The following is a 25,530-nucleotide window of genomic DNA, read 5'->3' on the forward strand; positions in this document are numbered from 1 at the left end:
AAGTCTCCCTAGAAAACAATAACCGACCGATGACCAACGGCTTTTTCCAATGTCGCCGGTGCACCGGATTCCGTCTTATCGTTTTTGGTGACAGGGCCAGCACGATCGACCGTGCCGTCTGTCACCATAGGTTTGACGCGCACAACATTGTCGCCCGGATCGTCAGAAAGGCGCGCACGGAACGTTTCTCTTCGGACAAGAACCGGCGAGTGATCCGCCGGCACCGCCGCGCCGGTCTTGACAGCCTTCGGCGCCGCCACGGCCGCGCCGGCTTTCAGCAGCGGGACGACGGGAATCGCCGCCGCCGGCGCTCCCGCGCTGGCGAGCACCTTTTGCACGTAGCTCGGCTTGCCCGCTTCGTCGGGCCGGAAGCCGCGCGTGAAATTACCGGAGTAGTAACAGGAGATAGCCGCTTGCAGAGCGGCTTGAGAGTCGCGCGGGCCTTTGGCGGCCCGGACGTAGCATTCTTCGAGAATCTTCGAGCCTACGCGCAGGCTCGTACAGGCATCAAAGGCTTGCGCATAGCTGATGTTGTACTTGGGGAGGTTGTGGCGGTTGACTTGCGCCACGCCCATCGAGAAGTTCCACCCGGCGTCCGCCAGGGCGATTGCGGTCGCTACCGCTTCTTCCTTGTTGGCGGGTTGGCGGGCTAGTCGCCCGCCAACCACGCCTATAGCGAATGGCTTGTATCCCGACTCGACATTGACGACGGCTGCCATCGTCTGCGGGGCCACTGTCGGCGCGCATTCTTGCGCCAAGGCCAGAAATTCCAACATGGTTCCGTCTCCAATATATCATTTGGGAGGAACCATAATACTACATCTTGGTAGTCACACATTCCCTTTTCTGGCTTGTGTCTTGGGTAAATCAACCTTCGGTTGCGGCACGTCAATTGTTTTGGGCTGTTTCGCTTTAGGCGGCACGCTCTGGTTTCGGTATAGCTCAAAACTGTCAGTTGGGTAAGCCTCCCGTAAGTGATCGTTGAGCCGTTTCAAATCCTTGAACAGCCGTGGTTTTGTTCGTTCGCGCCGAGTGGTCAGATACCACTCCTTGCCTTCCGCCCACTTTACTTGCGCGATGACGTAGAACCCCTCCGGCGTCTCCATGACCTTGAGCTTTTCCAAGGTCTCTTGTTGCACGGCGAGTTCCAAATCACTTTCCAAGATGCTGTTGGCGGGACTACATGGAGTTCGCTTCATGTGAGTCCTGTCGTCCTGTCATCGGGTGCGGTCATTTCTGTGCCCTATTTTACTACCAAAATGCTATATTTTGGCGCTCGTTATTTATCATCACGGCGAATATCCATGCGTCAATACCGCATTCCACCCCATACCAACAACGGTAACCAAGAGCATGCGCTCCTTGGTGACAAACTGTTCACCCTGGCACGTTATTCAGTCACCAAATTATACTAAAGGGACACGTATATGAAAACATTGCCAACAAATTTGCGTGCCTCGAATAAACAAAAGAGACCAAAAAAGTGCAAGAAAATGTACAAAAATAGGCAATATTAGGCGATTTATCAACTTCTTTGACTGCCGGACGACTTCGCTTTCGGCATGATTCACCAATACTTGAGCCGTGACAATCAAATCAGTATCCGAGGGAACTAAAAACCACAGAATGTAACGGCGCAACGTCAAGGGCAACCCCTGGGGCCATACTCGCGCCCTTCGTGAACCGAGCCGGTGCTGCGCTTGTCTCGGCCTTCGGCTCGGTCATTCCCTCGCTGCGCTCGGCGTGGCCTTCCGCTTCGCTCCAGCGCTTCGCTAGGCAACCCCGACAAGTCAACGGCTTGGCGACATCGCAGCGAACCAGGTCGCGCGATTTGTCGCCACCGTTTGGCGACGGCTTTCGCCGGCGCCGGCGCCGGCCGGCCGCGCCACTGTCGCCAATTTGGTGACACCGCGGCACGATCGAGGGCCGGCCGCCGTCACCACCATCACCACCACCGCCCTACCCCCCAGCGCACGCCGTGCGCAAACGTCAACAGCAACACCACAGGCCGGGCTACGCCCGACCGCGCAGCGTCCCGCCGCTTTCCATGCCGTGTTCACGTCCGTGGCCGCCTACGCGGGTTGTGTGCTTCGCTGAGAACCCTTCGCCTGCACTAAACGTTAGACCTGTCGGCTCGCCTTACAAGGGTTCGGCTGCGCCCAAAATCCTCACCCGTTCAGACTCGCTTCGCTCCCTTAGCGTGCGGCCTCCGGTTTTGCCCTTGCAAGACTCCCCGCCAAGTCTCCCTACGTGCAATACGGCGAAGGGCACTCAGCGAAGCAATGTTCACAACGAAAGGCAGGGTACTGACATGAATCACCATCCAGCAAGTCAAAATCAACCGCAACAGCAACAGCCGGCTCGGGCATCTAGCCAAGCAATGGGGCAAAAGAACCTGGGCAACAGCCAGATCACCAGGGCTGAATACCGCAAGGCACGGCGCTTGATTCGCGAGAACGGCCGTTGCGCCTTCCGGTGGCTTGCCCCCGAGGTCTTCGTCGTGATGGACATCTTGCAAGCGATTCAGGATGGGAAAGATCGCCTTGCCGAACGAGCCGACATCGTTGCCTATTGCAAGCGCCAGGGCATCCGGTGCAATCCTCGCCAGACCGCTTAATCATCGACTGACGGGGGCCGCCATGACTACCTATTCCCTTCGTTGCTGCAATAGCGCCTGTCGTCATCGTCGGGTCGCACATACCCACCCGGACGACTACAAGATCATTCCCGCGTGCGAATCGTGCGGCAAGCGCGCTGGATGGCGGATCGAAGGCCGCGACTACAACAAGCGAAATCTATGTCATTGCAGCGGCCCGCTTGGTCGCGACGCGATGCCTTTCCCCCACCGCACCACGCATCCGATGTGCGATCAGCACCGATTCGGTTTTTACCATCAGGCCAAGCGCGCGGGCATCGCTGACGAGGATATCCCGCAGGACTACCGGCCGACGCCGGCGAACGACGCAAGCGCCTCATTTTGATATTCACTCAAGGAGAAACACCATGACCCGCCACATTCCAGCCAACGCAGAAACGCGTGAATTCCCGAACGCCGCCGTCGTGGCCTATTGCTTCCAAAGCGGGAACGGCCCGGCCTTCCTCGCCTACAAGGGCCGCCAGTCGAAGCCGGCGCAGCGGATGGCGTGCGGCAGCGTCGAGCGCCGCGACGAGCAGCTGGCCGAGTACGTCAAACGCGAAACCGCCAGGGAGAGCGCAAAGCGGGAGCGGCATCAAGCCGCGCACGGCCTGGAAGTGGGCGACATCCTGTTTAGCACCTGGGGATACGAACAAACCAACGTCACTTTTTACCAGCTGACGCGGGTTGTATCGGGCCGATCCGCGACGGTGCGCCAGATCGAGGCCGACACCATCGAGAACAAGCCCGGCAGCATGACCGGCACCACCACGCCAAGGCCGGGCGAGTTCGCCGCCGGCTCGAAGGACGAGACGCGGCGCGCCACCGGCTGGCAGACGCTCGGCGCCGGCAAGTCCTCGCATGGCGGTCTGGACAAATGGGACGGCCGGCCGCGCAACGTCACGTCTTACGGCTGACCAGGGCGGCGCCTTGTTCATGAACAAAGGTGCTGCGTTTTATCAAAAAGAAGTTTGTGTTTTGCTGATTTCATTTACCAAAATGGTATATGATGGTATCAACACTTAGGCATTTTGGTTCACACACAGGAGGGTACGCTATGAAAACACTCGCAGACCGCGACGAGGACATGGGCGACGATATCGGGCGCATCGGCCACCGCCCGACCAACATCGAAACCGTCACCGCGATCATGGAATATTCACGTTTCGGTGCGCTGGCACAGGCGTTCGTGATGGATGCCTTGATGAAGCAGGCCAAGGCCTCCGCAGAGGCACCGCCCGAGGCGTTCGCTTCGATGCGCGATGGCTTTGTCTCCCCCGAGGCGTGGCAGGGCGTGGCGCGCGAAATCGCCGACAAACTGAAAAAGCACTTCGACTAATAGCCCGCGCGAGCTTGGCGACAGATCCGGTCGCCAGGCTGCGCCGGCCAGTCACCAATTTTTTGCCACGAAGGAGATTCAAATGTCCGACAAAATGTGCTTCCCATTCGCCACCAACAGCGAAACCCTTACCGATGGCAGCGTCGTTTGGTATGTCATGCACGCTGACAGCGATGAAAAAATCGCATCGGCATCGACCGAAGTGGCCGTCACTGATTTGGTGCTGACGCTTAACGCAGCATGCACGGATTGGGCCAACGAGTCGCCCGACCACATCGTTATCGAAATTGAGTAATTGCGACGAACCTTGATCGGCGCCGCCGCGCGCCGATACGACCAGGGGCGAGCCGTCAGCCCCACTTTTTGATACTTTACGGGAGCTTTGACATGGCCGCCTTCACTTTGCCCGATCCACAGGACGCCAACGAGACGATAGCCGATTGCCTGACCGCGTTGCAGATCAATGAACTTACCGAGCAACATCGCGAGCAAGTCATGAAGAATTGCGTTAAAACAATCGCCTTGCTGCTTGAAGCTGGGAAGCTCGCCACTGCGGCCGGCCCGGCGGTGGAATCGGTGTTCGTCCACTTCATCCACGATCTGAATGCCCAGGTGGAATTTCAAACCAGGGAAAAACGCTTTGCCGACCTACTACAAAAGTTGTCGGCATCGCGGAAGATGATGTTGCATTAGAAATCGCTCGCCCTCGTTCATCAACAAACCGGAGAACCGACCAATGAACACCTATCAACAGATTCACGAATTCACAGCCGAGGGCGCCGCGCGCTTCGCCGCCTTTCTCGCCAGTTCGGCGCGCCCTGGCGTGGACGCCGACGCCTGCCGCATCGAATGCCTGGGCGTCATCGAGGACAATCTGAACAGCAGCACCGGCGGCCCCCTCGCGTGGCAGCTGGGCGAGCTGGAAAGCGCCGATGGCAACCCCGTCATGTTCACCGCGTCCCAGGACGATCTGATTATCGAAGTGGTCACGCCCGATGAGTAAGCCAATGGCGTCGATGACACTTGAGCAGATGCGCACGATTTTCCACATGGGCGGCCTTGCCGCCGCTCGCATCGTGGCAAACGGGCGCCGGTTCCACGTCGTCGTTAGCCCCAGGGCCGGCGACAGCGTTATGCTCGTCCGCCACTCCGACCGGGCGCCACGTCCGTTTTCAGACCCAGGCACCGCGATTCGGATGCTGCACGACATCGGTTTTAGAACCGTCACCGTGGAAACTGGCGCGTGGAGTCCGGATCAAGCCGAGTTGAAAATGTCAAAAGCGGAATAGCGGTATCGTCCTTCTGTCGAAATCATCGGCTTGCCGAAGGACGGCGCGCTGGCGCAAGCGCCGGCAAAAAAACGACCGCTACCCCGCGCTCAGCCACCGGCATGCGGCCGGCGCAGCTGCCGAAGAAGACGACCTAGCCGCTAACGCTGGCGTCTTGCCCACGTTTCGCTAATGGAATGGCTAGCGCACTGAGCGTCAGCCAGATAGAATGCTTGCGGGGGTGTCGAGGCCAAGTGCGGCACCCGTTTTCCGTGGAAAGTTGACGGGTGCCGTTTTGTCTCGGAAGCTCACTCCTGAAAGGAGCGACTATGATATGAAACTAACAATTAAGCTTGGCAAGAAGTTTGAGTTTAGCTTCAGCATCGAGAAAGCAGTTGTTCTTGCTCTATTGATGATGTTTAGCTAGTAACTCGGAGCCTCGACCGGTTGACGCCGTTCGGGGCTCTTTTTTTATTATATCGCAGTTCTCGAACCAGATGTCAAGCACGGCCGGCCAGGCCCGGCCAGGCCCGGCCAGGCCCGGCCAGCCCCGGCCAGCCAACAGGGCCGGCTTGGCGACAGCCGCACGACCTGGCCAGCTGCGGTTTGTCACCAGCGTGGTAGCGGCACAAGCGGCCCGAAGGGCAAAATCTTTGCACGGTATCGAAGCCGGCGGTGGATTTTGAAGTAACTCTTCTTCACAGCGATACGGATCGGAGCGGGAGCGACTAGCATGCAAAGTTTTAGCGGGCAGTCCGTGGCCGGCCTTCCTGCCGCTGCGCCTCACGTCCACCACAGACCCCACCCATGAAAAACAGCTTTTGACTTCGTTCTGATTGGCGACGCCGGCGCGCACTCGAGGCGCCCCAGCTGTCACCAAACGTATTCGTCGCTATCAGCTACGTGGAGAAGCAAAAGTGACTGGTCTGGCAGTACGCAGGGAGGGATGCTTCGTTTATACTGAAAAGTTTGACTGTCTCCGCACTGGCGGGGGCGCAAAAGGCTGGTTTCGGAAGGGCCGACGTTTCAATGTTGACTTTCCGGCAAGCATTGCTTAGGGCAATGGTGGCTTCTCTAAATTTGCGAATTCGTGAATTTGAAGTCGAAACGAACAGAATTCTTTTCTTACTTCTTAAGTGCATCGTTGATTACTGTATCTCAGTTCAAGTTTGGCATAAAAGTTGGATTTAAAATTTCTTGAAATATAAACGATCAAATAAAACAAAAGAGAAAATAGATGGCAGCAATTCATGACTTAATCGAACAGATTGGCGATCCACGGCTCAGAGCGCGATTAGCAGCCGAATGGGAAACCGCTTCAAAAGAAAAGAAGTTTGGTTTGGTTTTTGAAGATCATTTGCCCGAATTGATGCCTTTATACGGTCGCACTCCTCGTAAAAATGACCTCGTATGTCAGAAGAACGGACCATTAAAGGAAATATGGCAAATTCGTTCCATTCGAGACGGTTCAGCTATTTGTGTCAAGCCGGTACAAGACGCAGCTATTGGTGAGGTTAGGAAGGCCGCCGCCGAACCAGTCAGTTTTGAGCTTGATGATTTGCTGGTTGTGCGTCAGTTTGGTGATCCTATATTTCCCTCGTTAGCTCCGATTGCATCTGTAGAGAATGGCGGGAAAGACGCCCCATGGCACACGCTAATAGAAGCAGATAATTATCATGCATTGCAGTTGTTGGAGTATCTGTACGCCGGGAAGGTAGACTGTATTTATATTGACCCGCCATACAATACAGGCGCAAGAGATTGGAAGTACAACAATGACTACGTTGACTTAAATGATTCATGGCGTCATAGCAAATGGCTTGCTTTTATGGAGCGCAGATTAAAGCTCGCCAAGAACCTTTTGAACCTTGAAACAGGTGTTCTGCTTGTGACAATTGACGATAATGAATTTCATCACTTGCGTTGCTTGTTGGCCGATGTTTTCCCGGGTAAAAATATTTTTACCATTGTTATCGAGCATAATAAGCGCGGTCGCCAAGGCGAGGAATTTGCCAAAACGCACGAATATGCTTTCGTTGTGTGCCCGGACAGACCAGGAGTAATTGGTGAAGAACCTACTGACGCGATTATTGGTGGGGAAACTCGAAATCTGCGCCGAACAGGAAATAATTCTCTTCGTACAGACCGACACAAGCAGTTTTACCCCATCTGGGTTGACCCCGTAACTTTAGAAATAGTTCGAGCAGGTGAATTCGTTCCGCTCGGAGAAAGTCGTAGCAATCTATCCGACGACGGATTGATTCCAATTTGGCCTATCGATAAACAAGGTATTGAGCGAAATTGGTATTATGGCCCTGATAGGCTTATGGCTGAATACAAGGCGGGAAAGGTTTTCGCTCGCAAACAGAGCTATGGTATCCACGTTTATTACACTCTTAAGGAAAAAACGTCGAAGCGCTACAAAACTGTTTGGAGCAAACCTACGTTAGACGCGAGTACCTATGGATCTGAGTTCTTAACTAAGGTCTTTGGTACCTCGCCATTTACGTTCCCGAAGTCGTTATACGCAGTGAGAGATTCTATTGCTACTGCCTGCCTGCACCGCAAGGATGCGTTAATCTTAGATTTTTTTGCGGGTAGCGGTACTACACTTAACGCAGTCAATTTGCTTAACGCCGGCGATGGCGGGAAGCGGCGATGTATTTTGGTGACGAATAATGAAGTATCTGCGGAAGAAGCCGAAAGCTTAAGAGAACAAGGTTTTCAGACGGGGGATGCAGATTGGGAAAAACACGGGATTTGTCGCTCGGTGACTTGGCCCCGCTCGAAGTACACCATATTAGGAAAACGCGATGATGGAGTTGTATTAGAGGGGGATTACCTTACCGGGAAAACTATTGTTATAGAGCGAGCGCGGACTTTTAATCAAATCGGTTTTATTGGGTTAGATTCCATCCAAACTACGGCAAAGCGAAAGCAGCTTCTGGCGTTAATAGATGGGTTGCCTCGAACGTTGGTCAAAGATTTAAGTCCATTCATTGTTTCTGCAAAACATAATATTAGCATTTTATTCGATGTAAATTTTGCGGATGAATGGGTTGAGGCTCTATCAGAACAAACTCACATTACAGAATTCCATGTGGTGGGAGGCAATAAGCGTGAATTTGATTCTTTGAAGGAGCGAGTCAATGATCTGCTTGGTCCTGTTCTGGTAACTGAGGATGAAAAGTCGCCGCTCAGCAATGGTTTTGCGGCGAATCTAGAATATTTCAAGCTCGACTTCCTTGACCGAGATCGAGTCGCGCTAAAACGAGCTTTTAGAGAAATACTGCCGTTGCTTTGGTTGAAGGCCGGTGCCGTCGGTCCACGTCCATCCTTACCAAAAAGTGAACCAGAGCCAGCGATGTTCATGCCGAAAGGAAGCAATTTCGTAGTGCTTTTGGATGAAAGTCGCATTGCGAAGATGTTGAAATCTCTGGCAAAGGGACGGGGGATTGACTATGTCTATATTGTAACTGATGCCGACGAATCGTTTAAAGCTATGGCGGCAGACGCACGCGAAGCCTTGTTTACACTTAACCCGGAAATTCAAATTGTTCAGCTATATCGGGATTATTTGGTTAATTTTATGATCAATCAGTTTCAAGGTAGTGTCGCCCCAGCGGTTCGCGGGGTAGAAGCATGAAGGTAACGCTTTTCGACTTCCAAAAGGATGCGCTGCATCTATTGCGTGACAAATTGATTGCGGCTCGGAAGTTCGCCTCAAGCGACAACCCGCAAGCTATCGCATTTTACGCCCCTACAGGTAGCGGAAAAACGATTGTAATGACAGCGTTGTTTGAAGCAATCTTGGATTTGCCAGACGATCAGCTTGCATGGCCTTTGGATTGGCAGCAACAAAGTGATGCAGTGATTCTTTGGGTCTCCGATATGCCAGAGCTTAATGAGCAGACCAAGCTGAAAATTGAAAGCAAATCAGACCGTATATATCGAGTAAATCAATTAATCTCTATTGACTCAACTTTTGATGCCGAACGCTTGGAAGGCGGAAAGGTTTATTTCGTCAATACGCAGAAATTGGGCAACGACAAATTGTTGACAAAGGAGGGCGATGGGCGTCAGTACTCTATATGGACAACGTTGACAAATACGGCCAAGGCAAATCCGGATCGGTTCTACGTCGTTATTGACGAGGCTCATAGAGGCATGGCAGGTGGCCGTGGTGCTAAAGAAGCGCAGACGCTGATGCAACGGTTCTTGCTTGGCTATACTGAGGTTGGTTTGGTAAAGATGCCTTTGGTCATCGGCGTTTCTGCTACACCGAAACGATTCATGGACCTGCTGGAATATGCTCCGCATACAGTACATAAAGTTTCGATTTCCCCAGAGGACGTTCGCCAATCTGGGCTGTTGAAGGATCGCATATTGATTCATCACCCTGCATCGGCGAGCGCCGCTGAAATGACGTTGTTAGAAGAGGCGGCTCGTAGGTGGGCTGAAATGACTGATGAATGGGCTGTGTATTGTAAGGCTGAAGGTGAACCCGTCGTTTGGCCTATTTTGGTGGTGCAAGTTGAAAATGGGACGGAAAAGGCAATAACAAAAACTAACTTGTCGGATGCGCTCGATGTTATAGAAAATGCGATTGGGCGCCGTTTACGCGAAGGTGAGGCGGTTCATGCTATGCATGACACTGGAGATATGGACGTAGCTGGACGGCGGTTAAGAAAAATCGATGCGTCGAGAATTGATGCGGATAAAGAAGTAGGCGTAGTTTTCTTTAAGACCAATTTATCGACGGGGTGGGATTGTCCGCGTGCAGAAATCATGATGTCTTTCCGGCGGGCGGAAGATCATACCTATATCGCGCAGTTGTTAGGACGGATGGTCAGGACGCCCATGGCGCGTCGTGTTGAACGCGTAGCAGCTCTGAATGACGTACATTTGTTCTTGCCGTATTTTGATACGAAGGCGGTTAACAGTGTAGTTGAGTCGTTGCAAAATGTGGAAGATGTCCCGCCTACAGAAACCGGTTCTGCGGAAGACTTGGTAGTCTTGGATCGCCGGTCAGACTTTGAAGATGTATTTGAAGTACTCAGTGACCTCGTAACTTATAGAGTAAATGCTTCGCGGACTCAAAGCCATCTACGGAGGTTCATTTCGATTGCACGTAGTCTTACGTTGGATGAGATTGACGAAAATGCGTGGGAAGTCGCCAAGAAGAAAATAGTTACTTGGCTATCAGGCCAAGTCGATGCACTAAAGTCAAACGGCAGGTTTACCGGTCTTGAAAATAATATAGTTAAGGTTGGTCTCAAGACCCTTGCAGTGCGAAATGGGTCTAAAGATGTGGCAACGGAGTCTGACTATAGTATTGATGCTTCGAGCGTGGATGTGGATAGGTTGTTTGAAGATGCAGGACGAGCGCTAAGCCATGGTTTACATATGAACTATTGGCAGGAAAATGCCGACCGTGATGCGTTGAATGTAAAAGTGGAAGTCATTGTGCTGACAAAAGACCATGCTTCGATGTCTGCGTTGGAGAGTTCAGCAGAAGTCGCATTCGATGAACTTTATGATTTGCATAAATCTGCAATCGGAAAGCTAAAAGAACTTCGTCGTTCAACGTATGAAAAATTGCGGCTTGCGACAGCTAAACCTACCGAAATTCCTTGGCATTTACCTGACTCCATCGACTTCCGACGTATTCCATCTGCGCCAAATTGGGAAAGACATTTGTTTGTGGAAGCTGACGGCGAGTTCAAGGCGGAATTGGGAACTTGGGAGGCTGGGGTTTTGAATGAGGAATTGGGGAGCAATGCGACTATTGCTTGGCTTCGGAACGTGGACCGGAAGCCTTGGTCCCTCGAAATCCCTTATGAGACTGGTGGGGAGATTCGGCCTATGTTTCCCGACCTCGTAATTATTCGTAACGTGCACGAGACTTATGTAGTCGATATTCTTGAGCCTCATAACCCTAATCTAGCGGATAATTTCGAGAAGGCAGTTGGGCTGGCCCGTTTCGCTGAGAAGCACGGGCACTTGTTCGGGCGTATTCAGCTTATTCGAAAACGACCTTCGCCTGCTGGTGGCGAATATTATGCGAGGTTAGACATTAACAAAACGGCTACGCAAAAGCAGTTGCTGTTGATTACTAGCAACCCTCAATTAGATGCGCTATTTGAGTCGTCAGTAAGCTGAGTTTGGTGAACCTGATCGAGCGCCCTTGCCCGATCAGGTTGCCTAGCTGGTTTGCTTGCGGCTCATCGTTACTCGCTCCCGCCTTGCAGCGCAGCGTATAGGGCCGTCTTGCTCACCTTAAGCCGTGTAGCAGCTTCCCGAACGTTCAAGCCGTTGGCGATGTGTTCTCGCGCCCGCTGTAACTTGTCGGCGGTAACGACCGGCTTGCGCCCGCCCTTTCGCCCACGAGTTGCGGCAGCGGTCAATCCGGCCTTGGTGCGCTCGCGGATCAGGTCGCGCTCGAACTCAGCCAGTGCTGCGAAAATCCCGAAGACCAGCTTACCGGGCGCTGTGGTGGTGTCGATAGCTGCGCCTTGTCCAGTTAATACCTTGAGGCCGACACCGCGTGCTGCCAAGTTTTGCACAGTATTGACAAGGTGAACCATAGAGCGGCCTAAGCGGTCGAGCTTCCACACGACAAGCGCATCGCCTTCGCGCAAATAGGCCAGCGCCGCATCCAAACCTTGCCGCTCTGTTTTCGCGCCGCTGATGATGTCCTCAAATATCCGTTCGCAGCCCGCCTTGCGCAAAGCGTCTTTCTGTAAATCGACGTGCTGATTTTCCGTGGATACACGCACATAACCGATTAACGCCATTGCCGCCCCTTTTTGTCCGTCATTCCGTCCGCCTATCTTAATGTCCGACAACCCATTAATCAAGTAGTTTTCGGACAGATGTCCGGCATGACCGGCTAATGATCGTTTGACGGACAAGGCGTTTGCAATCGACTTTGCGCAGTGGACTTCTGAACAATACCGGCTACTTGTGCCGTCTCGTGCAAAGGACTGCTGACACGGCCCGTTCAGAAGTCGGCTGCACACGTGGCGGCCAGCCTCATAAACTGGTGCGGCCATCTTCTGAAAATGACACCGGGCTTTTCCTCGTCAACGCGTCGTGCTATCAAAAACGACCGTTTTTGATAGTCTCAATCGCGCTTAGCGGAATGTCCATTGTGACTTACGATTTCCGCTGGCCGGCCGGCCCACCGAGCTTGAGCATGAACGCGCCAGTCGAAATCGAGGTGTTCCGTCTCTTCATCGACAACCCTTGAAATCGGATCGGCCGCGCGAGGCGTGCCGAAAATCGTCGCGACGGCATCGACAATGCCCGTCCCGTATTTTTGGAGCAGCAGCGCCGCCAGTTCAGGCGTTTCCGCTCCGCGTTCAACATTGCTATGTCGCCCCCTGGCGTATTCCCGCACCTTTTCCACCAACTCCGAAACGGCTAATTGTTCATTCACGTTCAATATTCCTTATCGCAAATAATAAAATCACTACATGAGAGGCCAAGACTAAGCAAAAGCGGCCACGCCCTACGCCGAACGCGCCCGGACATAAAGCCTGTCCGCCCACGCCCTCCGGGTTGCCTTCGGCAATTCTCTGTCGAGAAACCAGCCTGTCTACCCTCAATCTTCCGGAAGTGCGCCGGTATGATTCAGGGCCACGAGGACGGCATCGCGCTGGGCGTCGTTCAGGCTTGCTTTAGTGACGACGGCATGGCGGTCGTGGATCATGCGGCCGTACACGTCCGCCAGGACGCGCACCCTCGCTGTCAGCCCGTAAGCTTCCTTCGGCGCTTCGCGCTCCCGCCAAAAATTGATGGCGGCCTCTATCTGAATAACGCTGTAGTCATTTTCCATAGTCACCGTCCATATTGTTTAGGTTACGGGTTACGCGGCGCCGGTTGATACACGAACGCTTCCTTCGCCCTGGCGATTTGCGTTATCAAGTGGTGTTCTTTTTCAAACGCGGTGACGGCCGCAATCATCGCGCGCCGCGCTTCGAGGGCGGCGTCCATGTCGGCTTGCTGCGCGTTAGCCACTTCCTCGCCGTACTTTCGCACGCGTGCCGCGCGGCCCTGGAATTCTTCCGGGATATCCTTGTTGAGCGCTTCCCTTGCGGCGTCAACGACCTTGAAAGCTTCGCGATCACGCTCCCTTAATTCCTGTAGCTCGTTCAACAGCCTTGACCGATCCTCCTTGCTATAGAACTCGTCGGCCAGCCGCAGCAGCGCCAGGATCGACAACGGCTCGCTGATTTTCACGAGCGATTCCACCGCTGTCTTTTTCCACACCTCTATCGTTTTTTCGTCCATTACTTTTCCTCCATTCATTGAGATAACCCTAAGCCCTGCCGGCGCCTCCGTAGTGATAAACCACAGAAAACGTCACCGCCGCGCAGAACACCAAGAAGCTTGTATTTTGGTGCCCGCCGGCGATTGCCACGGCGATGCCGGCCGACCAAAACAAAATCGCCGGCAACAGCGATTTGAGACTCAGCACCAATAGCAACAATGCGGATATCGCCGCCAGCGTGCCGAAGAGTTCTTTGCTTCGCAGCCATGCCGGCGTCTGTGCGACGAACCCGAATTCCTGCGAGGTCAGTAGCAGGTACGCCATCCAGAGAATCGCCAGACCCACAAGACCATTTTTCACTTCGTGAAACGCTATCGAATCCCGCGCCACCCGCCACCACTTGCGCCGCGCTGCCCGCTTGATGTCGGCCTGCACCTGGGATTCGATGTCATCCTTGTCATCACTGTTCGCCATCGTTTTTCCTTTCGTTGTCGCACCGAAACACCGTTGAGTCATTATACCCTTCACATACCAAAACATACCATTTTGGCGCACGTAATTATAGTTTCTTGGCCGTGCCCATATCGTTCCACCTTATGCCATGTCAATGCACGCCGGCGCCACAGTGCGCCGGTTTTTGTTGCTGTTCGTTAGGTATCCATTGCATACCTAACGGATACCTCTTAGAATCCGTTCACGTTCACAACAATTCAAAGAGGCAATCATGGGCAAGGACGTTCAAATGTCGATCAAGATGGAACCTGAATTGCGGGCGAAGTTCGTCGCCGCAGCCGCCGGCCGCCATCGCCCTGCCGCGCAGATCATCCGTGACTTGATGCGGCTTTACATCGCTGAAAGCGAATCCCCTACCAGCGTGGCGACATCGAGCGTCAACGACCTTTTCAGCAAACTTGGCAGTTGAAACGTTCGGCGCCGTGGCCCAGCTGGGCCGCGCGGTTCGCGGGCACACCATAGGACAGGCATAGATGACTGAATCGACCAAAGCAGCTGGCAAGACCAGGGCGAAAAAAGCGGCACCATCCTTTGACGAAGCAGCCTATCGTGATGAACTTGTCGCCGCCGGCCTGGACATCGAGACAGCCCGCACCGTCGCGGCCACCACCGGCCGCTTGCGCGCCGACGCTCTCGCGAAATCGGCCCACAAAGCCAACCTCATAAAATCCGGCGTCGCCGCCCCAGCCGCTGCGCGGCTGGCCGACGCCGCGCACCGCTTCAACGCCCTGCCGGCGGATGCGGTGCCAAGCGAAATTTTGGACCACACCGGCCGGCCCTTGGCCGGACCGCGCGTGGACGGCATGCGGTCGTTCTCTGACATCATCGGCGCCGGCGCGCCGGCGACCGGCCAGACTTCGCAGCCTTCGGCTGCTGCATCGGCGCCAGCGCCGGCCACGGCGCCCGATCCGGCGCCCGATCCCGATCCGGCACCTGCCGCCGCGCCGGCCGCGAAGAAGAAAAAGCAGGCCGCCATCACGCCGGTCGATGTCTACGACTACCGCAACGGGACTTTGCCCGACCGCGTGCGCGACCTCATTGAAACGCACCTCGCCATCGAGGCCGAAGACGCCAAGAGTGCCGGCACCCTTGGTTTCATGACTCGCTCGCTCGCCATCGCCACGCTGCCACATCGTAGCGTCAACGACTTCCGCTTCGTCCGGAAAAATGGCGACTTCACGCTCACGATGATGACCGCCCACCCGCAGGGATTGCCCTACGGGACAATCCCCCGGCTGCTGCTGACATGGGTTTGCACGGAAGTCGCGCAGAAGCGCGAGCGCGTCTTGAACTTGGGTCACAACCTGGCCGCCTACTTGGACGAACTCGGGTTGCATAATTCTGGCGGCAAGCGCGGCGACATCACCCGCTTGAAGCACGCCATGACTACGCTTTTCAGTTCCGTGATTTCGTGCCACTACGACGGCAAGGATTCCTTCGCGCTGCAAAATGTTCTACTCGCTGATCGCGTCGATTGGTGGACGCCGCAGAACCCGGAGGAAGCGGGCGAATGGCAATCGAACGTGATGCTGTCCGAGCCTTTCTTTAAAGAGTGTATCGACCACAAATTGCCGTTCGATATGCGCGCCATTCGCTCGCTTCGCACGTCGCCGCTTGCCCTCGACATCTATATTTGGATGACGCACCGCATGAGCTATTTATCGAAGCGCACGACTATTCCGTGGATTTCCCTGGCGGGCCAGTTCGGTTCCAGTTACGCCGATAACGACCAGGGATTGCGGGATTTCCGCCGCGCGTTTTTGCGGGAATTGAAGCACGTTTTGATTATCTATCCGCAGGCCAAAGTGTCCCATAGCGAAAATGGACTTGTCATGTATCCGAGTCCGACGCACATCGCCCCGTCGTCCGTGTACGTGCCGAAGCAGTCATCATTGTCGTTCTGATTTTCACGGCGCCACACCAAGTACAAACGTCAAGGGCAACCCCTGGGGCCATACTCGCGCCCTTCGTGAACCGAGCCGGCGCTGCGCTTGTCTCGGCCTTCGGCTCGGTCATTCCCTCGCTGCGCTCGGCGTGGCCTTCCGCTTCGCTCCAGCGCTTCGCTAGGTGTAGCAGCTCGCGTTTGAAAACGGCCATGCTCGCATTCGACGCGTTTTCCTGCTCGAATTAACCGCAAATGACGGTATGGCCGTGCTCACGCTATCTGCAAACGTGCTTGCAATCGGCCGCGCCAGCTCGCATTTGACGGCCGCATGCTCGCGCTGACTGCAAATGAAACCCACGCGTTAACAGGCTGTTTCCGACCCATAGCGGACGCTGGCAGGACGACTAAGCTATTTAGCTAGAAATGCTTTGATTCGATTTGCACAAGAATGGCAAAAAGCTTTTTTATATCTACCGGTTTTACAAAATGATAGTCGAATCCTGCGGCCAAAGAATTCTTGTGATCATTTTCCTGGCCATATCCCGTTATTGCTATCAAAGTAGCTTTGGCATTCTCAGGTTGAGAACGAAGCCGCCGTGCCAGTTTATTGCCATCCATTTCAGGCAAGCCGATATCAAGTAGGAACACTAGCGGCAGCTCAGCTTTGGCCCGTTCTAACGCCCGACGTGCGCTATGCTCGACTAGTACCTCGTGTCCTGATGCCTCCAGTAGCATGGCCAGCATAACTGCGGCATCGATGTTGTCGTCCACGATCATGATGCGCAGCGCCTTGGTACTTTTCTGCAAAGCTAAGTCGGGGTCTTGTGCTAGCTTTGATCCTTCATCGGCAAGCAGGCGCGGCAGGCAGACGCTAAATGTGCTGCCATTGCCCAATCCTGCGCTCTTGCACGTCACAGTGCCGCCATGCAGCTCCACCAAGCTTTTGACCAACGCCAGTCCCAAGCCCAGCCCACCAGAAGAACGGTCTGAAGTGCGCTCGGCCTGGGCGAACAGATCGAATGCGCGTGCGACCAAGTCAGGGGCCATACCCATGCCGTCGTCACTAATCTCAATGTGTACGTGGGCATCGCGCACCTTGGTTTGGATCAAGAGATGGCCGCCCTCATGGGTGTACTTGGCCGCATTGCTGAGCAGATTCGTAATTACTTGCACCAGCCGCTTTTTGTCGCCCAGGACCAGGGTCGCATCGTCTGTCAGCTGCGTGCCGATGTGGTGCCGTCTTGACTCGATCAAGGGCATGGCCTGCTCGATGGCGTCGGTGATGATGTCGCCGATGTTTAGCGGCGCGGTGTCAAGCTCGACCAAGCCACGCGTGACCCGCGACATATCGAGCAAGTCGTTCACCAAGCCGGTCATATGGTCCACTTGCCGTCCAATGATCTGGCTGGTTTGCCGCACCTGCTCTTCATCCAGCTTCACCGATTGCAGCAGTTCAGCGGCAGCACCGATGGGTGCCAACGGATTGCGCAGTTCATGCGCCAGCATGGCCAGGAAGTCATCCTTGCGTCGGTCGGCATCCGTTAGCTTTTCCTCTGCCACCTTGCGACTAGTGATATCACGGCAAAAGAGAGCAATTCCGTCTTCCATGGACGGATATACTCTAAGTTCCAGGCAGAAGACCGTGCCATCCAAATGTGCATATTGGACCTCCATGGTTTCGGGTAATTGCGTTTGCATCACCCGCCGATAAAGGGTCTCTACCTCGGACCCTACCAGCTCAGACCACATCTCCCAATGGTTGCTGCCGACGACTTGCTGCCCGACCCGATCGCTAAGCCGAAGGCCCTCCGCGTTTATGTACCGTACGGTCCAATCGCGATCGATCATCACAAAACCTTCATTCATCGTATCGAAGATGTACTGGCTGTGATCCCGCTGAGACCGCAGTTCGGTTTGAGCACGGGCGCTTTCCATGGCAGACCAAGTCCGATCAAGCATGTCTTGGGCCAAAGCAATTTCATGTTCGGTCCAGTAATGGGGTCGTGAATCATGCAGGTTCAGAATGGCACGCAGCCGCCCCGCTTTTATTAGCGGGATCGCCACGAAAGAGCACACACCATTGGCGGCATAGGCATCTGCATAGGCGGCGGATCGGTCATCGCTGGTGACATCATCGATGACCAAGGTTTTCCCGGCAAGAATATCTTGACGTACAAAAAGACCAAAATCATCCAAGTGCAAAACCACTCCAGCCATCGACGGTAACTCGCCGTTGGTCCAATCAGCATTCATGCGGACGGTTTTGCCTGAATCATCGGCTTCAGCATAGACCACCCGCGCCACACCAAGGTATGTACCGAGTTGGTGGCTTGCCACGGCAACGACTTCTTCGGGATTTGCCAACGGACGGATGCGGTCAGCGATCTGGACCTGAAACGCCTGTCTGGATTTGGCCGCTTCCAGCTCCTTGATCTCACGCGCAAGCGCAAGCTCAGTCTCCTTCTTGCGAGTGATATCGACTGCAATGCCTGCAAACCGCTCCTTGTCGAAGTACGGCGAGCCGTATATTTTGCCGCGTGCGTTTATCCAGATGTCTTGTCCCGACTTCTGAGGAATACGGTATTCAGCATCGTAGGGCGTTCGGTTCTCGATTGCCCAGGTCACCGCATCCACCACGCGTTGGCGATCCTCGGGATGGATCAAGTTGATTAGCTGCTCCAAGTTCGTGCCACCTTCGGCTGCCATGGCATCGTCCTGAAACAACCTGGCGAACTGCGCATCAAGATAAGTAACGTTGGTTTCCAGCTCCACTGACCAGGTGCCAATGCTGCTCGACGCGTCGAGCAAAATCTGTAGGCGTTGTTCACTCTCGCGGTGCTTGGTAATGGCATTGGCCTTGTCCGTGGTCTCGACGCATACACACTGAATGCCGACAATGTTGCCGTCGCTTCTGCGCAGGGGGCTGTAGAAAAAAGTGACCCAAACTTGCTCAAGTCCACCGCCGCGCAAGATATCGAAGGACATATCTTTGATCAGCAAGGACTCGCCAGCTAACGCCCGCTTCACGTAAGGTTCGATGCTTTCTCGCGCTTCAGCCCAGATTTCGAGGTGTGGCTGCGCCATTGCCTTAGGGTGCTTGGTGCCTAGGAGCCCTATAAAGGCATCATTGTAGACAACCTCAAGTTTTGCTCCCCAAGCGACGAACATTGGAAGCGAACAACTAAATACCTGCTCGACAGCTATCTTGAGCTCAGTCGGCCAGCGTTGCGGCGGACCCAGGTCGGTGACGTTCCAATCCATACGGCGAGTAAGATTTTCCATTTCACTGGTGCCGCATATGAAGGTGGACGGATCGTTGTTTGTCATGAACGGATTTTTAAGAGTAAGAAAATATACGGTAGCTCGTTCCCACTTACCCACCATTCAATTGAATGTCTGCTGTGGCCGAAAGCGAAAGTTGCACGCAGACGATTGTATCTTACAGGTACACCCAAACGGGCCATTTCGGTGAGACGAATATTTTGTCTCAATAGGGTTGTTTTTCCGTTTCCGAGATGCTACCTTTGAAGAGTCTAAAAGCCTAACGAGACAAACCCGACCATGGCACTTTACGGATATGCCCGCGTTTCCAGCAGCGACCAGGATTTCGCGCTGCAAGAGCAGGCGCTGCGCGCGGCCGGCTGTGAAATTATCCGATCCGAGAAGGCGAGCGGCACCAGCCGCGTCGGCCGCACTGAGCTGGAGACGCTACTTAATTTTCTGAGGCGTGGCGATACGCTGGTCGTGACGAGGATTGATCGCCTGGCGCGCAGCATCAAAGACCTTCAAGATATCGTGCACACGTTGAAAGAACGCGGCATTACCTTAAAGGCAACGGAACAGCCCATCGATACTCGTAGCGCGGCGGGAAAGGCTTTCCTGGACATGCTGGGCGTGTTCGCTGAATTCGAAACTAACCTCCGGCGCGAGCGCCAACTCGAAGGCATTGCCGCAGCAAAAACGCGGGGTGCCTACCATGGGCGAAAACCGTCGGTTGACTCCGCCGAGGTCCTGCGCCTACGTGTCGAGGAGAAGCTGGGCGCGACAGAGATTGCACGGCGGCTCGGTGTCGGTCGCGCCTCGGTTTACCGCGCGCTAGCCCGCAATGAGCAACCGACATAAGACAATTCCTGTAGATTCGCTGCTGCAGTTGCGGCAGCGGCTGGACCGTTTGCCGCGAAAGAGTTCAGAGCGTGTCACCCAAATCTCTGCCGTGGCCAGCCTTTACGGCGTCTCCGCGACAACCGTCTATAGAGCACTTCAAGCGTTTCAGAAACCGCACTCTGCGCATCGCGCCGACTATGGCAAGCCGAGGATGTTGCCGCAAGCGGAGTTAGAGCGATATTGCGAGCTGATCGCGGCGCTGAAACTGCGCACCACCAACAAGGCCGGCCGCCACCTTTCCACCGGGCGTGCGATCGAGTTGATGGAAGACCATGGGGTGGAGACAGTGCAGGGCTTGATCAAGGCGCCTAAAGGTCTGCTGCGGCGCCCGACCGTCAATCGTTACCTTTCATTGCTGCGGCTGGACCAGCCCCACTTGTTGCGCGAACCACCGGCCGTGCGCTTCCAGGCAGAGCATAGCAACGACTGCTGGCAATTCGATATGTCGCCGTCCGACCTCAAGCACATCGACAAGCCAGATTGGATTGATCCGTCAAAGGGTGTGCCGACCTTGATGCTGTTCAGCGTGGTGGACGACCGCAGCGGCGTCGGCTACCAGGAGTACCAGTGCGTGTATGGCGAGGATGCGGAGTCCGCGCTGCGCTTCCTGTTGGGGTTTGAGGTGCAGTGGAACGTAAAACCGGGTTAAGGGGGAGCTGAGCCGGAACCCCAGAAAATTCCGCCCATCCTGCCGCAGTTTGAACCCAGCAAGTCCCGACGCTAAGCCATGGCGACCGGAGCCCATCCCCTCGAAAAGGTAAAAGTTTGCCGCGCGCTGAGGGCCGTCTCTGGAACAATGGAACAGCAACTGCTGGTAAGCCCTGTGGTTATATAGAACCCGCTTGTTATACGTTTTTCGCTTATGTGCTATTTCTGGCCGTATCCCGGCTGGCCGGTCTACTCATCGCTCACAGGGTTACGCAACGGCCGCAGTTCGCCTTTTGCCACCGCATCGGGTACGGAGAACGAATACCGCCCCAGCATGTTGATGTGTTCGTGCAGCAACGGCGATAGCCTGGCCACGTCCTCATCCCTCACCTCAAAGCCGTCGGCGCGTAGCTGGTTCAGCGCCGCCTCCATATAGCTGGTGTTCCACAGCACGATCATGTTGAGCACCAGACCGAGCGCGCCGAGCTGGTCTTCCTGGCCCTCCCGGTAATGTTGCCGCAGCTCGCCACGCTTACCGTGAAAGACCGCGCGGGCGACGCTGTGTCGGCCCTCGCCTCGGTTGAGTTGGGTCAGCGTGCCCCGGCGCTTGGCTTCGTCATCGATATATGTCAGCGTGTGCAAGGTCTTGTCGATGCGGCCGAACTCTGCGAGGGCCTGGGCCAGTCTGGTCGGGCGCTCGCCCACCTGGAGCGTGCGCATGATGCCCGCTGCCGGCACCCGGCCAAGCTTGAGCGAGCCGGCCAGGCGCAGCATGTCGTCCCAATGTGGCTCGATTTTCTGCAGGTTGATATTGTGTCCGGATATAGAATTGAGCATGCCGTAGTCGGCCTTCGAGTCGATCCGCCAAAAGCGCGTACCGCCGACATCGGCCAGGCGCGGGCTGAATCGGTAGCCAAGCAGGCGGAACAGCCCGAAAACCACGTCGCTGTACGCGCCTGTGTCCGTCATGATCTGGGTCGGCTGAAGGTCCGTCTGCTGTTCCAGGACTACGGCCAGCAGGACCAAGCTGTCGCGCAGCGTGCCCGGCACCGTGATGCCATTCAGTCCGGAAAACTGGTCCGATATTAGGTTGTACCAGGTAACGCCGCGCCCGACGCCGAAGTATTTCGGGTTCGGCCCGGAATGCACTGACCGCACCGGCACCACGAACCGCATGCCGTCGGCCGACGCGACCTCGCCACCGCCCCACACGCTGGCCAGCGCCGAACGGCCCTGCGCGGCGACCAGCATGGTGTTCGCCGCCGTGATGGTGTCGTCGCGCAGGTAGTTCTGGTCCACCCAGGACAACCTGTCCCGCTTGAGCGCCGGCATGTCGCCGCGAATCAGCGGCTCCGGTCCCGTGTTGCAGGCCTCAGCCATCAGGACCGCGCAGATGCTTACATGCAGATCGGAAGCGCGCGCGGTGCGCTCCGATATATGGGTGAAGGCGTCCGTAAAACGAGTGCGTGCGGCAATTTCCAGAATCAGTTCCGGCAGATCGACGCGCGGCAGCATGCCCATGACCTTGGCGCGCAGCGCGATCAAAGACGCCGGTTCGTCCATTTTGTCCAACGGGCTGAGCACCAGTTCTTGTTTGTCGCCCACCTTCTCAAATCGCACGGCCTGGTTGTCGGGCAACCTGGCGGCGACCGCCTGGTAGGTGCGGTCCAGTTCATCGGCCAGCGCGGTCAAGGTCGGCCCCGGTACCGCTGACAGGCCCAGTGTGCGGCAAATGATCGGGCGCGTGGATTCCCATTCGGCGTTATCTAGCAGGCCGGCGCGCGGATCGGCGTAACGCCAGCTTGGGGCCACGAACACGTCGCGCCGGCGCAGCGCGATACGCAATTCGGACAAAACGCAGAAAGTGTAAGCGTGGAAGTCGATGGCGCCATCCTCGTGCAGCACATGGCGTTGCCACGGCTTGGTGATGATCTCGCGCGGCGCGTCATTGCCGGGCCTCTTCACCGTCATGTTGGCGTGAAGCCAGGCGAATGCGGCGATGAAAGGCTCGCCAGCAGCATTCGCGCCAAACTGAATGTGTTCGGCCAGCGCGGGCAAGAAGCGCCGCACGGTCTTGTATTTGGCATCCAGCTCCTGGTAGTACACGTTGTCGGTCGGCCGAATAAGCTTGTTGACGCCGGCAAGGGCCAACGCGAGCGCGTCCGGAGAAATTCGCGCGAACAAATGCTTGCGCAGCTCCGCATCCGGCACGGCATCGTCCAGCAGCAATTGGCAGGCGCTGACGAGGATGGCCGCCGCTTCGTCAAGGTCCTTGAGCGATCGGAGGCGCGATTTTCTGTCGGCCTTCACGGCGTCACCGAAAAGCTCTCGCAGGATGACTTCGAGCACTTCCAGAGCGTCGTCCTGTGCCGATGCTTCGAGGCAGTGCACGAACGCGACCAGCGTGGCCAGGCGGCGCAGTACCGGCAGGCGCAGGATCGCGCTGGCTTTGGCGGCACCGGCAAACCGGGCCAGCGCCGCGACCCGCGTGGCCGGGATGCGCGTGGCGGCTGGCAATCGGATGCCAAGCTCACGGACGGCTTGCAGTCGCATCAGCGCCAGGCTCATCGACCGGCTGCTGGCCACCACCGGTCCGGTGCGCAGGCGGTCAAGCGGCGAATTCCGCGTGCCGCCAGAAGAGATCAGGAGGCCTTCAAGGCGCGTTTGCTGGTCCAGACTGATCCCATTGCCGAGCGAGCGCCATAAGCGCTCCTCGACACGGCTACGCAGGCGGGCAACGTATCGTTCGAGGGTCGTGCAGCCTGGCAGCAGCACCTTATGAGTCACGAGCCACGTTGTGGCGCGCTCGAACAGCACGCTAGCCCGATCAGTGCCGGTCCAGCAAAGGGCGTACAGCCATCGGGTCAGGCGGAAAGCGATCAGGGTTTGCGTGAATTCGACGTAGCCATAGGTAGCGCGAATTTCCGTTGCGTGCTGCCAGCGCTGCTCGCCTGTGCTGTAGGGGTTTGCCTTGTCCAGCGCCTCGATGCGCAGCTGCTTGGCCAGCGTCCGCAGCACAGGCTGGGGCACGGCCAGCGGGTCTTCCAGAAACGTGCCCAGGTAACGCACCGTCCCGAGCTGGACGGCGAAGCCCAGCCGATTGTGCGCGCCGCGCTTTTGCGCGATCAGCGCATGGTCGGTGTCGTCCAGGTGAAAATACCGCGCAAGGTCGTGGGGCGACGGCGGACCGGTATAGCGACCGTAGTTTTCGCGCTGGTTGTTTGAGAGAAAGCTGACGGGCATGCGGTCTCCTGCTGAGCTGGAACCGGACATTATGCTTGTGTTTGGGGCATAGACGGGCGATTCCGATGCTCCGCCCTTCCATTGATGCTGCGCAGGAGCGTCAAGCGGAAAATGCGTCGCGACAAGAGAACGTTAGCCCGAACGCGACCGTTTGCGGCGGACCTATGGGTGTCTCGAAATTCGGAAAATAAAGCACGTTAAGAAATTCCTTGGGCAAACTGCCATCTATTGGCTTGAAGCATTTGACAAGCGTTTAGGTTTCGGGCGCACCAGTAAGCAACTGCTCAAGCACTTCGATGCGGTGCCGACGCGGCGTCGTGATGGCGTAGAAGCGTTCCAGCAGGGCTGTTGACTGGCCCACGACGACGAGGATTCCGGCACGCAGCTCATCCTGAACCACCACTTCGGGCAACAATGTCAGCCAGCCACTATCGCGCGCAATCAGGCGAAGCATGGCCATGTCATCCACCTCGGCTCGTAGTCTGGGGCTAACACCTGCCGTTGCACATAGTGCGTCGAATTGGGCTCGCAAGGCATGCCGGGGGCCTGGCAACGCAATGTCCAAGCCATTGAGGTCTTCCGGAATGCGCAGACCTTGCGATGCCCAATTGCTCGCAGGACCTACCAGCGAAATCAACTGGCTGCCCAAAAACCGGCAGTGCAATGGGCGATCAGGATCAGTCGGAACGGTCTCATTGGCTAGTACCACATCTAACTGGTGCTCTACCAGCCGCGCCAGCAGGCCCTCCAACAGCCCAGACTCCAGTGTCAACACAACGGCTGGGTTTGTAAGCACAGGTCGAATCCAGTTTTCCTGATAGTTGCGCGACAGAGTGGCCACGCTACCCACACGAAGACGGGCAATCCCTGCTGAGCGGCCTTCCAAGCGTCCCAGCATTTCCTCGCCGAGACCGAAGATGTTGTCGGCATACGCCTGCACAAGTTGACCCGCGTCGGTCAGTATTAGTCGGCGGCCTTCGCGGATAAACAAGTCCTCGCCTATCCGAGCCTCCAACTGGCGAATCTGAGCCGAAACCGCTGATTGCGAGGTGTGTAGCTCCTCAGCAGCCCTGGTCAGGTGTCCGAGCTTGGCAACCCGCCAGAAATAGAATAGGTGATGGAAATTGAGTTGATTAAGTTTCATCGTTCTATTTTACATATGAAATTGTTCTTTTTAATCTATTTTACAGAAGTTTATTTCACGAGCATCATCCTCGCAACCCAATAAAAAAGGTTTCTGCGATGGATATTTCTCAGGTTTTGTATTTAACTTGTGCTTTGGCACCGGTCGTTTTGATGGCTGCGTTGGCGGGGCTGACGCGACTTCACTGGATCTCGACGCCGGGACTGTGGCGCCTATTTCAGGCGGTTTCGATTTGCGCGCTCGCCTTTATAAGTTTGTCGCTTTTGGTGGGTGCAAATGGCGCAGCTTGGCCAAGCGCTGTGATGGCAACATCTTTGAGCCTGATCCTAGCTTTGCTGGTACAGCTGCTTGGCACGGTAATTGGCGCGTTTTCTGCCCGCTATTTGGAGGGGGAAGTCGGCCAGCGCCGCTATGTA

The 25,530-nt window shown here is 55.8% G+C and carries 23 protein-coding genes and 2 pseudogenes; 15 read left to right on the top strand and 10 right to left on the bottom strand.

Features of this window, described 5'->3' with window-relative positions:
• Window positions 1–8 precede the first annotated feature (8 nt).
• Window positions 9–776: a lytic transglycosylase domain-containing protein gene (locus ACP7EY_RS21245; protein ID WP_426197171.1), complete on the bottom strand. Its 768-nt coding sequence runs from the start codon at window positions 774–776 to the stop codon at window positions 9–11.
• 54 nt (window positions 777–830) lie between these two features.
• Window positions 831–1,199, bottom strand: coding sequence for a hypothetical protein (locus ACP7EY_RS21250; RefSeq protein ID WP_426197173.1), 369 nt, complete (start codon window positions 1,197–1,199; stop codon window positions 831–833).
• Window positions 1,200–2,311: 1,112 nt separating this feature from the next.
• On the opposite strand from ACP7EY_RS21250, the gene ACP7EY_RS21255 reads away from it, so the two are divergent.
• The 10 genes from ACP7EY_RS21255 to ACP7EY_RS21300 all read left to right on the top strand — a co-directional run bounded on the left by ACP7EY_RS21255 (window position 2,312) and on the right by ACP7EY_RS21300 (window position 11,404).
• Entirely contained in the window at window positions 2,312–2,617 is a 306-nt protein-coding gene (locus ACP7EY_RS21255) for a hypothetical protein (RefSeq protein ID WP_426197175.1), read from the top strand.
• A 22-nt stretch (window positions 2,618–2,639) separates the two neighbouring features.
• Window positions 2,640–2,981, top strand: coding sequence for a hypothetical protein (locus tag ACP7EY_RS21260; protein WP_426197177.1), 342 nt, complete (start codon window positions 2,640–2,642; stop codon window positions 2,979–2,981).
• A gap of 22 nt (window positions 2,982–3,003) precedes the next feature.
• On the top strand, window positions 3,004–3,552 hold the full coding sequence (locus ACP7EY_RS21265) for a hypothetical protein (RefSeq protein ID WP_426197178.1): 549 nt from the start codon (window positions 3,004–3,006) through the stop codon (window positions 3,550–3,552).
• A 140-nt stretch (window positions 3,553–3,692) separates the two neighbouring features.
• On the top strand, window positions 3,693–3,974 hold the full coding sequence (locus ACP7EY_RS21270) for a hypothetical protein (RefSeq protein WP_426197179.1): 282 nt from the start codon (window positions 3,693–3,695) through the stop codon (window positions 3,972–3,974).
• Window positions 3,975–4,056: 82 nt separating this feature from the next.
• Window positions 4,057–4,269, top strand: coding sequence for a hypothetical protein (locus ACP7EY_RS21275; RefSeq protein WP_426197181.1), 213 nt, complete (start codon window positions 4,057–4,059; stop codon window positions 4,267–4,269).
• A 92-nt stretch (window positions 4,270–4,361) separates the two neighbouring features.
• Complete coding sequence (locus ACP7EY_RS21280; RefSeq protein ID WP_426197183.1) at window positions 4,362–4,667, top strand: hypothetical protein; 306 nt, start codon at window positions 4,362–4,364, stop codon at window positions 4,665–4,667.
• A gap of 43 nt (window positions 4,668–4,710) precedes the next feature.
• Window positions 4,711–4,977 carry a hypothetical protein gene (locus ACP7EY_RS21285; RefSeq protein WP_426197184.1) on the top strand — a complete coding sequence of 89 codons (267 nt, stop codon included), beginning with the start codon at window positions 4,711–4,713 and terminating at the stop codon, window positions 4,975–4,977.
• Window positions 4,978–4,981: 4 nt separating this feature from the next.
• Complete coding sequence (locus ACP7EY_RS21290; RefSeq protein WP_426197186.1) at window positions 4,982–5,263, top strand: hypothetical protein; 282 nt, start codon at window positions 4,982–4,984, stop codon at window positions 5,261–5,263.
• Between the two features lie 1,216 nt (window positions 5,264–6,479).
• Window positions 6,480–8,888 (top strand): site-specific DNA-methyltransferase, encoded by a 2,409-nt coding sequence (locus ACP7EY_RS21295; protein WP_426197187.1) that lies wholly within the window; start codon window positions 6,480–6,482, stop codon window positions 8,886–8,888.
• Window positions 8,885–11,404, top strand: coding sequence for a DEAD/DEAH box helicase (locus ACP7EY_RS21300; RefSeq protein WP_426197189.1), 2,520 nt, complete (start codon window positions 8,885–8,887; stop codon window positions 11,402–11,404). Before ACP7EY_RS21295 ends, ACP7EY_RS21300 begins: the two co-directional genes overlap by 4 nt.
• Window positions 11,405–11,472: 68 nt before the next feature.
• Here ACP7EY_RS21300 and ACP7EY_RS21305 read toward each other — a convergent pair whose 3' ends face one another.
• From ACP7EY_RS21305 to ACP7EY_RS21325, 5 genes are all read right to left on the bottom strand, one after another.
• Window positions 11,473–12,156, bottom strand: a complete 684-nt coding sequence (locus ACP7EY_RS21305; protein ID WP_426197191.1) for a recombinase family protein — start codon at window positions 12,154–12,156, stop codon at window positions 11,473–11,475.
• 212 nt (window positions 12,157–12,368) lie between these two features.
• Complete coding sequence (locus ACP7EY_RS21310; protein WP_426197193.1) at window positions 12,369–12,683, bottom strand: hypothetical protein; 315 nt, start codon at window positions 12,681–12,683, stop codon at window positions 12,369–12,371.
• A gap of 165 nt (window positions 12,684–12,848) precedes the next feature.
• Complete coding sequence (locus ACP7EY_RS21315) at window positions 12,849–13,082, bottom strand: DUF3717 domain-containing protein (protein ID WP_426197195.1); 234 nt, start codon at window positions 13,080–13,082, stop codon at window positions 12,849–12,851.
• Between the two features lie 23 nt (window positions 13,083–13,105).
• Window positions 13,106–13,537, bottom strand: coding sequence for a hypothetical protein (locus tag ACP7EY_RS21320; RefSeq protein ID WP_426197197.1), 432 nt, complete (start codon window positions 13,535–13,537; stop codon window positions 13,106–13,108).
• Window positions 13,538–13,565: 28 nt separating this feature from the next.
• Entirely contained in the window at window positions 13,566–13,991 is a 426-nt protein-coding gene (locus ACP7EY_RS21325; RefSeq protein WP_426197199.1) for a hypothetical protein, read from the bottom strand.
• Window positions 13,992–14,241: 250 nt separating this feature from the next.
• On the opposite strand from ACP7EY_RS21325, the gene ACP7EY_RS21330 reads away from it, so the two are divergent.
• Window positions 14,242–14,439, top strand: coding sequence for a hypothetical protein (locus ACP7EY_RS21330; protein WP_426197201.1), 198 nt, complete (start codon window positions 14,242–14,244; stop codon window positions 14,437–14,439).
• A 64-nt stretch (window positions 14,440–14,503) separates the two neighbouring features.
• Window positions 14,504–15,934, top strand: coding sequence for a replication protein RepA (locus tag ACP7EY_RS21335; protein WP_426197202.1), 1,431 nt, complete (start codon window positions 14,504–14,506; stop codon window positions 15,932–15,934).
• Between the two features lie 398 nt (window positions 15,935–16,332).
• Here the strand turns inward: ACP7EY_RS21335 and ACP7EY_RS21340 are convergent, their stop codons facing one another.
• Window positions 16,333–19,242, bottom strand: coding sequence for an ATP-binding protein (locus ACP7EY_RS21340; RefSeq protein WP_426197204.1), 2,910 nt, complete (start codon window positions 19,240–19,242; stop codon window positions 16,333–16,335).
• Window positions 19,243–19,476: 234 nt separating this feature from the next.
• On the opposite strand from ACP7EY_RS21340, the gene ACP7EY_RS21345 reads away from it, so the two are divergent.
• Together ACP7EY_RS21345 and ACP7EY_RS21350 are read left to right on the top strand one after the other, a co-directional pair.
• Window positions 19,477–20,037 (top strand): recombinase family protein, encoded by a 561-nt coding sequence (locus ACP7EY_RS21345; RefSeq protein WP_426177384.1) that lies wholly within the window; start codon window positions 19,477–19,479, stop codon window positions 20,035–20,037.
• A 4-nt stretch (window positions 20,038–20,041) separates the two neighbouring features.
• Window positions 20,042–20,689 (top strand): annotated as a pseudogene (locus ACP7EY_RS21350) (IS481 family transposase); the annotation flags it as partial.
• 287 nt (window positions 20,690–20,976) lie between these two features.
• Here the strand turns inward: ACP7EY_RS21350 and ACP7EY_RS21355 are convergent.
• Both ACP7EY_RS21355 and ACP7EY_RS21360 read right to left on the bottom strand, forming a co-directional pair.
• Entirely contained in the window at window positions 20,977–23,970 is a 2,994-nt protein-coding gene (locus ACP7EY_RS21355; RefSeq protein ID WP_426197206.1) for a Tn3 family transposase, read from the bottom strand.
• Between the two features lie 253 nt (window positions 23,971–24,223).
• Window positions 24,224–25,114, bottom strand: a complete 891-nt coding sequence (locus ACP7EY_RS21360; protein WP_426197208.1) for a LysR family transcriptional regulator — start codon at window positions 25,112–25,114, stop codon at window positions 24,224–24,226.
• Between the two features lie 98 nt (window positions 25,115–25,212).
• Between ACP7EY_RS21360 and ACP7EY_RS21365 the strand changes: the two are divergent.
• Window positions 25,213–25,530: pseudogene (locus tag ACP7EY_RS21365) on the top strand (NADH-quinone oxidoreductase subunit L); the annotation flags it as partial.

The sequence above is a fragment of the Massilia sp. DWR3-1-1 genome (genome assembly GCF_049898325.1).
Lineage (GTDB): Bacteria > Pseudomonadota > Gammaproteobacteria > Burkholderiales > Burkholderiaceae_D > JAFCUW01.

Coding starts and splice junctions, on each gene's coding strand:
- ACP7EY_RS21245 (WP_426197171.1), bottom strand. CDS start 776: ATGTTGGAATTTCTGGCCTTGGCGCAAGAATGCGCGCCGACAGTGGCC.
- ACP7EY_RS21250 (WP_426197173.1), bottom strand. CDS start 1,199: ATGAAGCGAACTCCATGTAGTCCCGCCAACAGCATCTTGGAAAGTGAT.
- ACP7EY_RS21255 (WP_426197175.1), top strand. CDS start 2,312: ATGAATCACCATCCAGCAAGTCAAAATCAACCGCAACAGCAACAGCCG.
- ACP7EY_RS21260 (WP_426197177.1), top strand. CDS start 2,640: ATGACTACCTATTCCCTTCGTTGCTGCAATAGCGCCTGTCGTCATCGT.
- ACP7EY_RS21265 (WP_426197178.1), top strand. CDS start 3,004: ATGACCCGCCACATTCCAGCCAACGCAGAAACGCGTGAATTCCCGAAC.
- ACP7EY_RS21270 (WP_426197179.1), top strand. CDS start 3,693: ATGAAAACACTCGCAGACCGCGACGAGGACATGGGCGACGATATCGGG.
- ACP7EY_RS21275 (WP_426197181.1), top strand. CDS start 4,057: ATGTCCGACAAAATGTGCTTCCCATTCGCCACCAACAGCGAAACCCTT.
- ACP7EY_RS21280 (WP_426197183.1), top strand. CDS start 4,362: ATGGCCGCCTTCACTTTGCCCGATCCACAGGACGCCAACGAGACGATA.
- ACP7EY_RS21285 (WP_426197184.1), top strand. CDS start 4,711: ATGAACACCTATCAACAGATTCACGAATTCACAGCCGAGGGCGCCGCG.
- ACP7EY_RS21290 (WP_426197186.1), top strand. CDS start 4,982: ATGGCGTCGATGACACTTGAGCAGATGCGCACGATTTTCCACATGGGC.
- ACP7EY_RS21295 (WP_426197187.1), top strand. CDS start 6,480: ATGGCAGCAATTCATGACTTAATCGAACAGATTGGCGATCCACGGCTC.
- ACP7EY_RS21300 (WP_426197189.1), top strand. CDS start 8,885: ATGAAGGTAACGCTTTTCGACTTCCAAAAGGATGCGCTGCATCTATTG.
- ACP7EY_RS21315 (WP_426197195.1), bottom strand. CDS start 13,082: ATGGAAAATGACTACAGCGTTATTCAGATAGAGGCCGCCATCAATTTT.
- ACP7EY_RS21320 (WP_426197197.1), bottom strand. CDS start 13,537: ATGGACGAAAAAACGATAGAGGTGTGGAAAAAGACAGCGGTGGAATCG.
- ACP7EY_RS21325 (WP_426197199.1), bottom strand. CDS start 13,991: ATGGCGAACAGTGATGACAAGGATGACATCGAATCCCAGGTGCAGGCC.
- ACP7EY_RS21330 (WP_426197201.1), top strand. CDS start 14,242: ATGGGCAAGGACGTTCAAATGTCGATCAAGATGGAACCTGAATTGCGG.
- ACP7EY_RS21335 (WP_426197202.1), top strand. CDS start 14,504: ATGACTGAATCGACCAAAGCAGCTGGCAAGACCAGGGCGAAAAAAGCG.
- ACP7EY_RS21340 (WP_426197204.1), bottom strand. CDS start 19,242: ATGACAAACAACGATCCGTCCACCTTCATATGCGGCACCAGTGAAATG.
- ACP7EY_RS21345 (WP_426177384.1), top strand. CDS start 19,477: ATGGCACTTTACGGATATGCCCGCGTTTCCAGCAGCGACCAGGATTTC.
- ACP7EY_RS21355 (WP_426197206.1), bottom strand. CDS start 23,970: ATGCCCGTCAGCTTTCTCTCAAACAACCAGCGCGAAAACTACGGTCGC.
- ACP7EY_RS21360 (WP_426197208.1), bottom strand. CDS start 25,114: ATGAAACTTAATCAACTCAATTTCCATCACCTATTCTATTTCTGGCGG.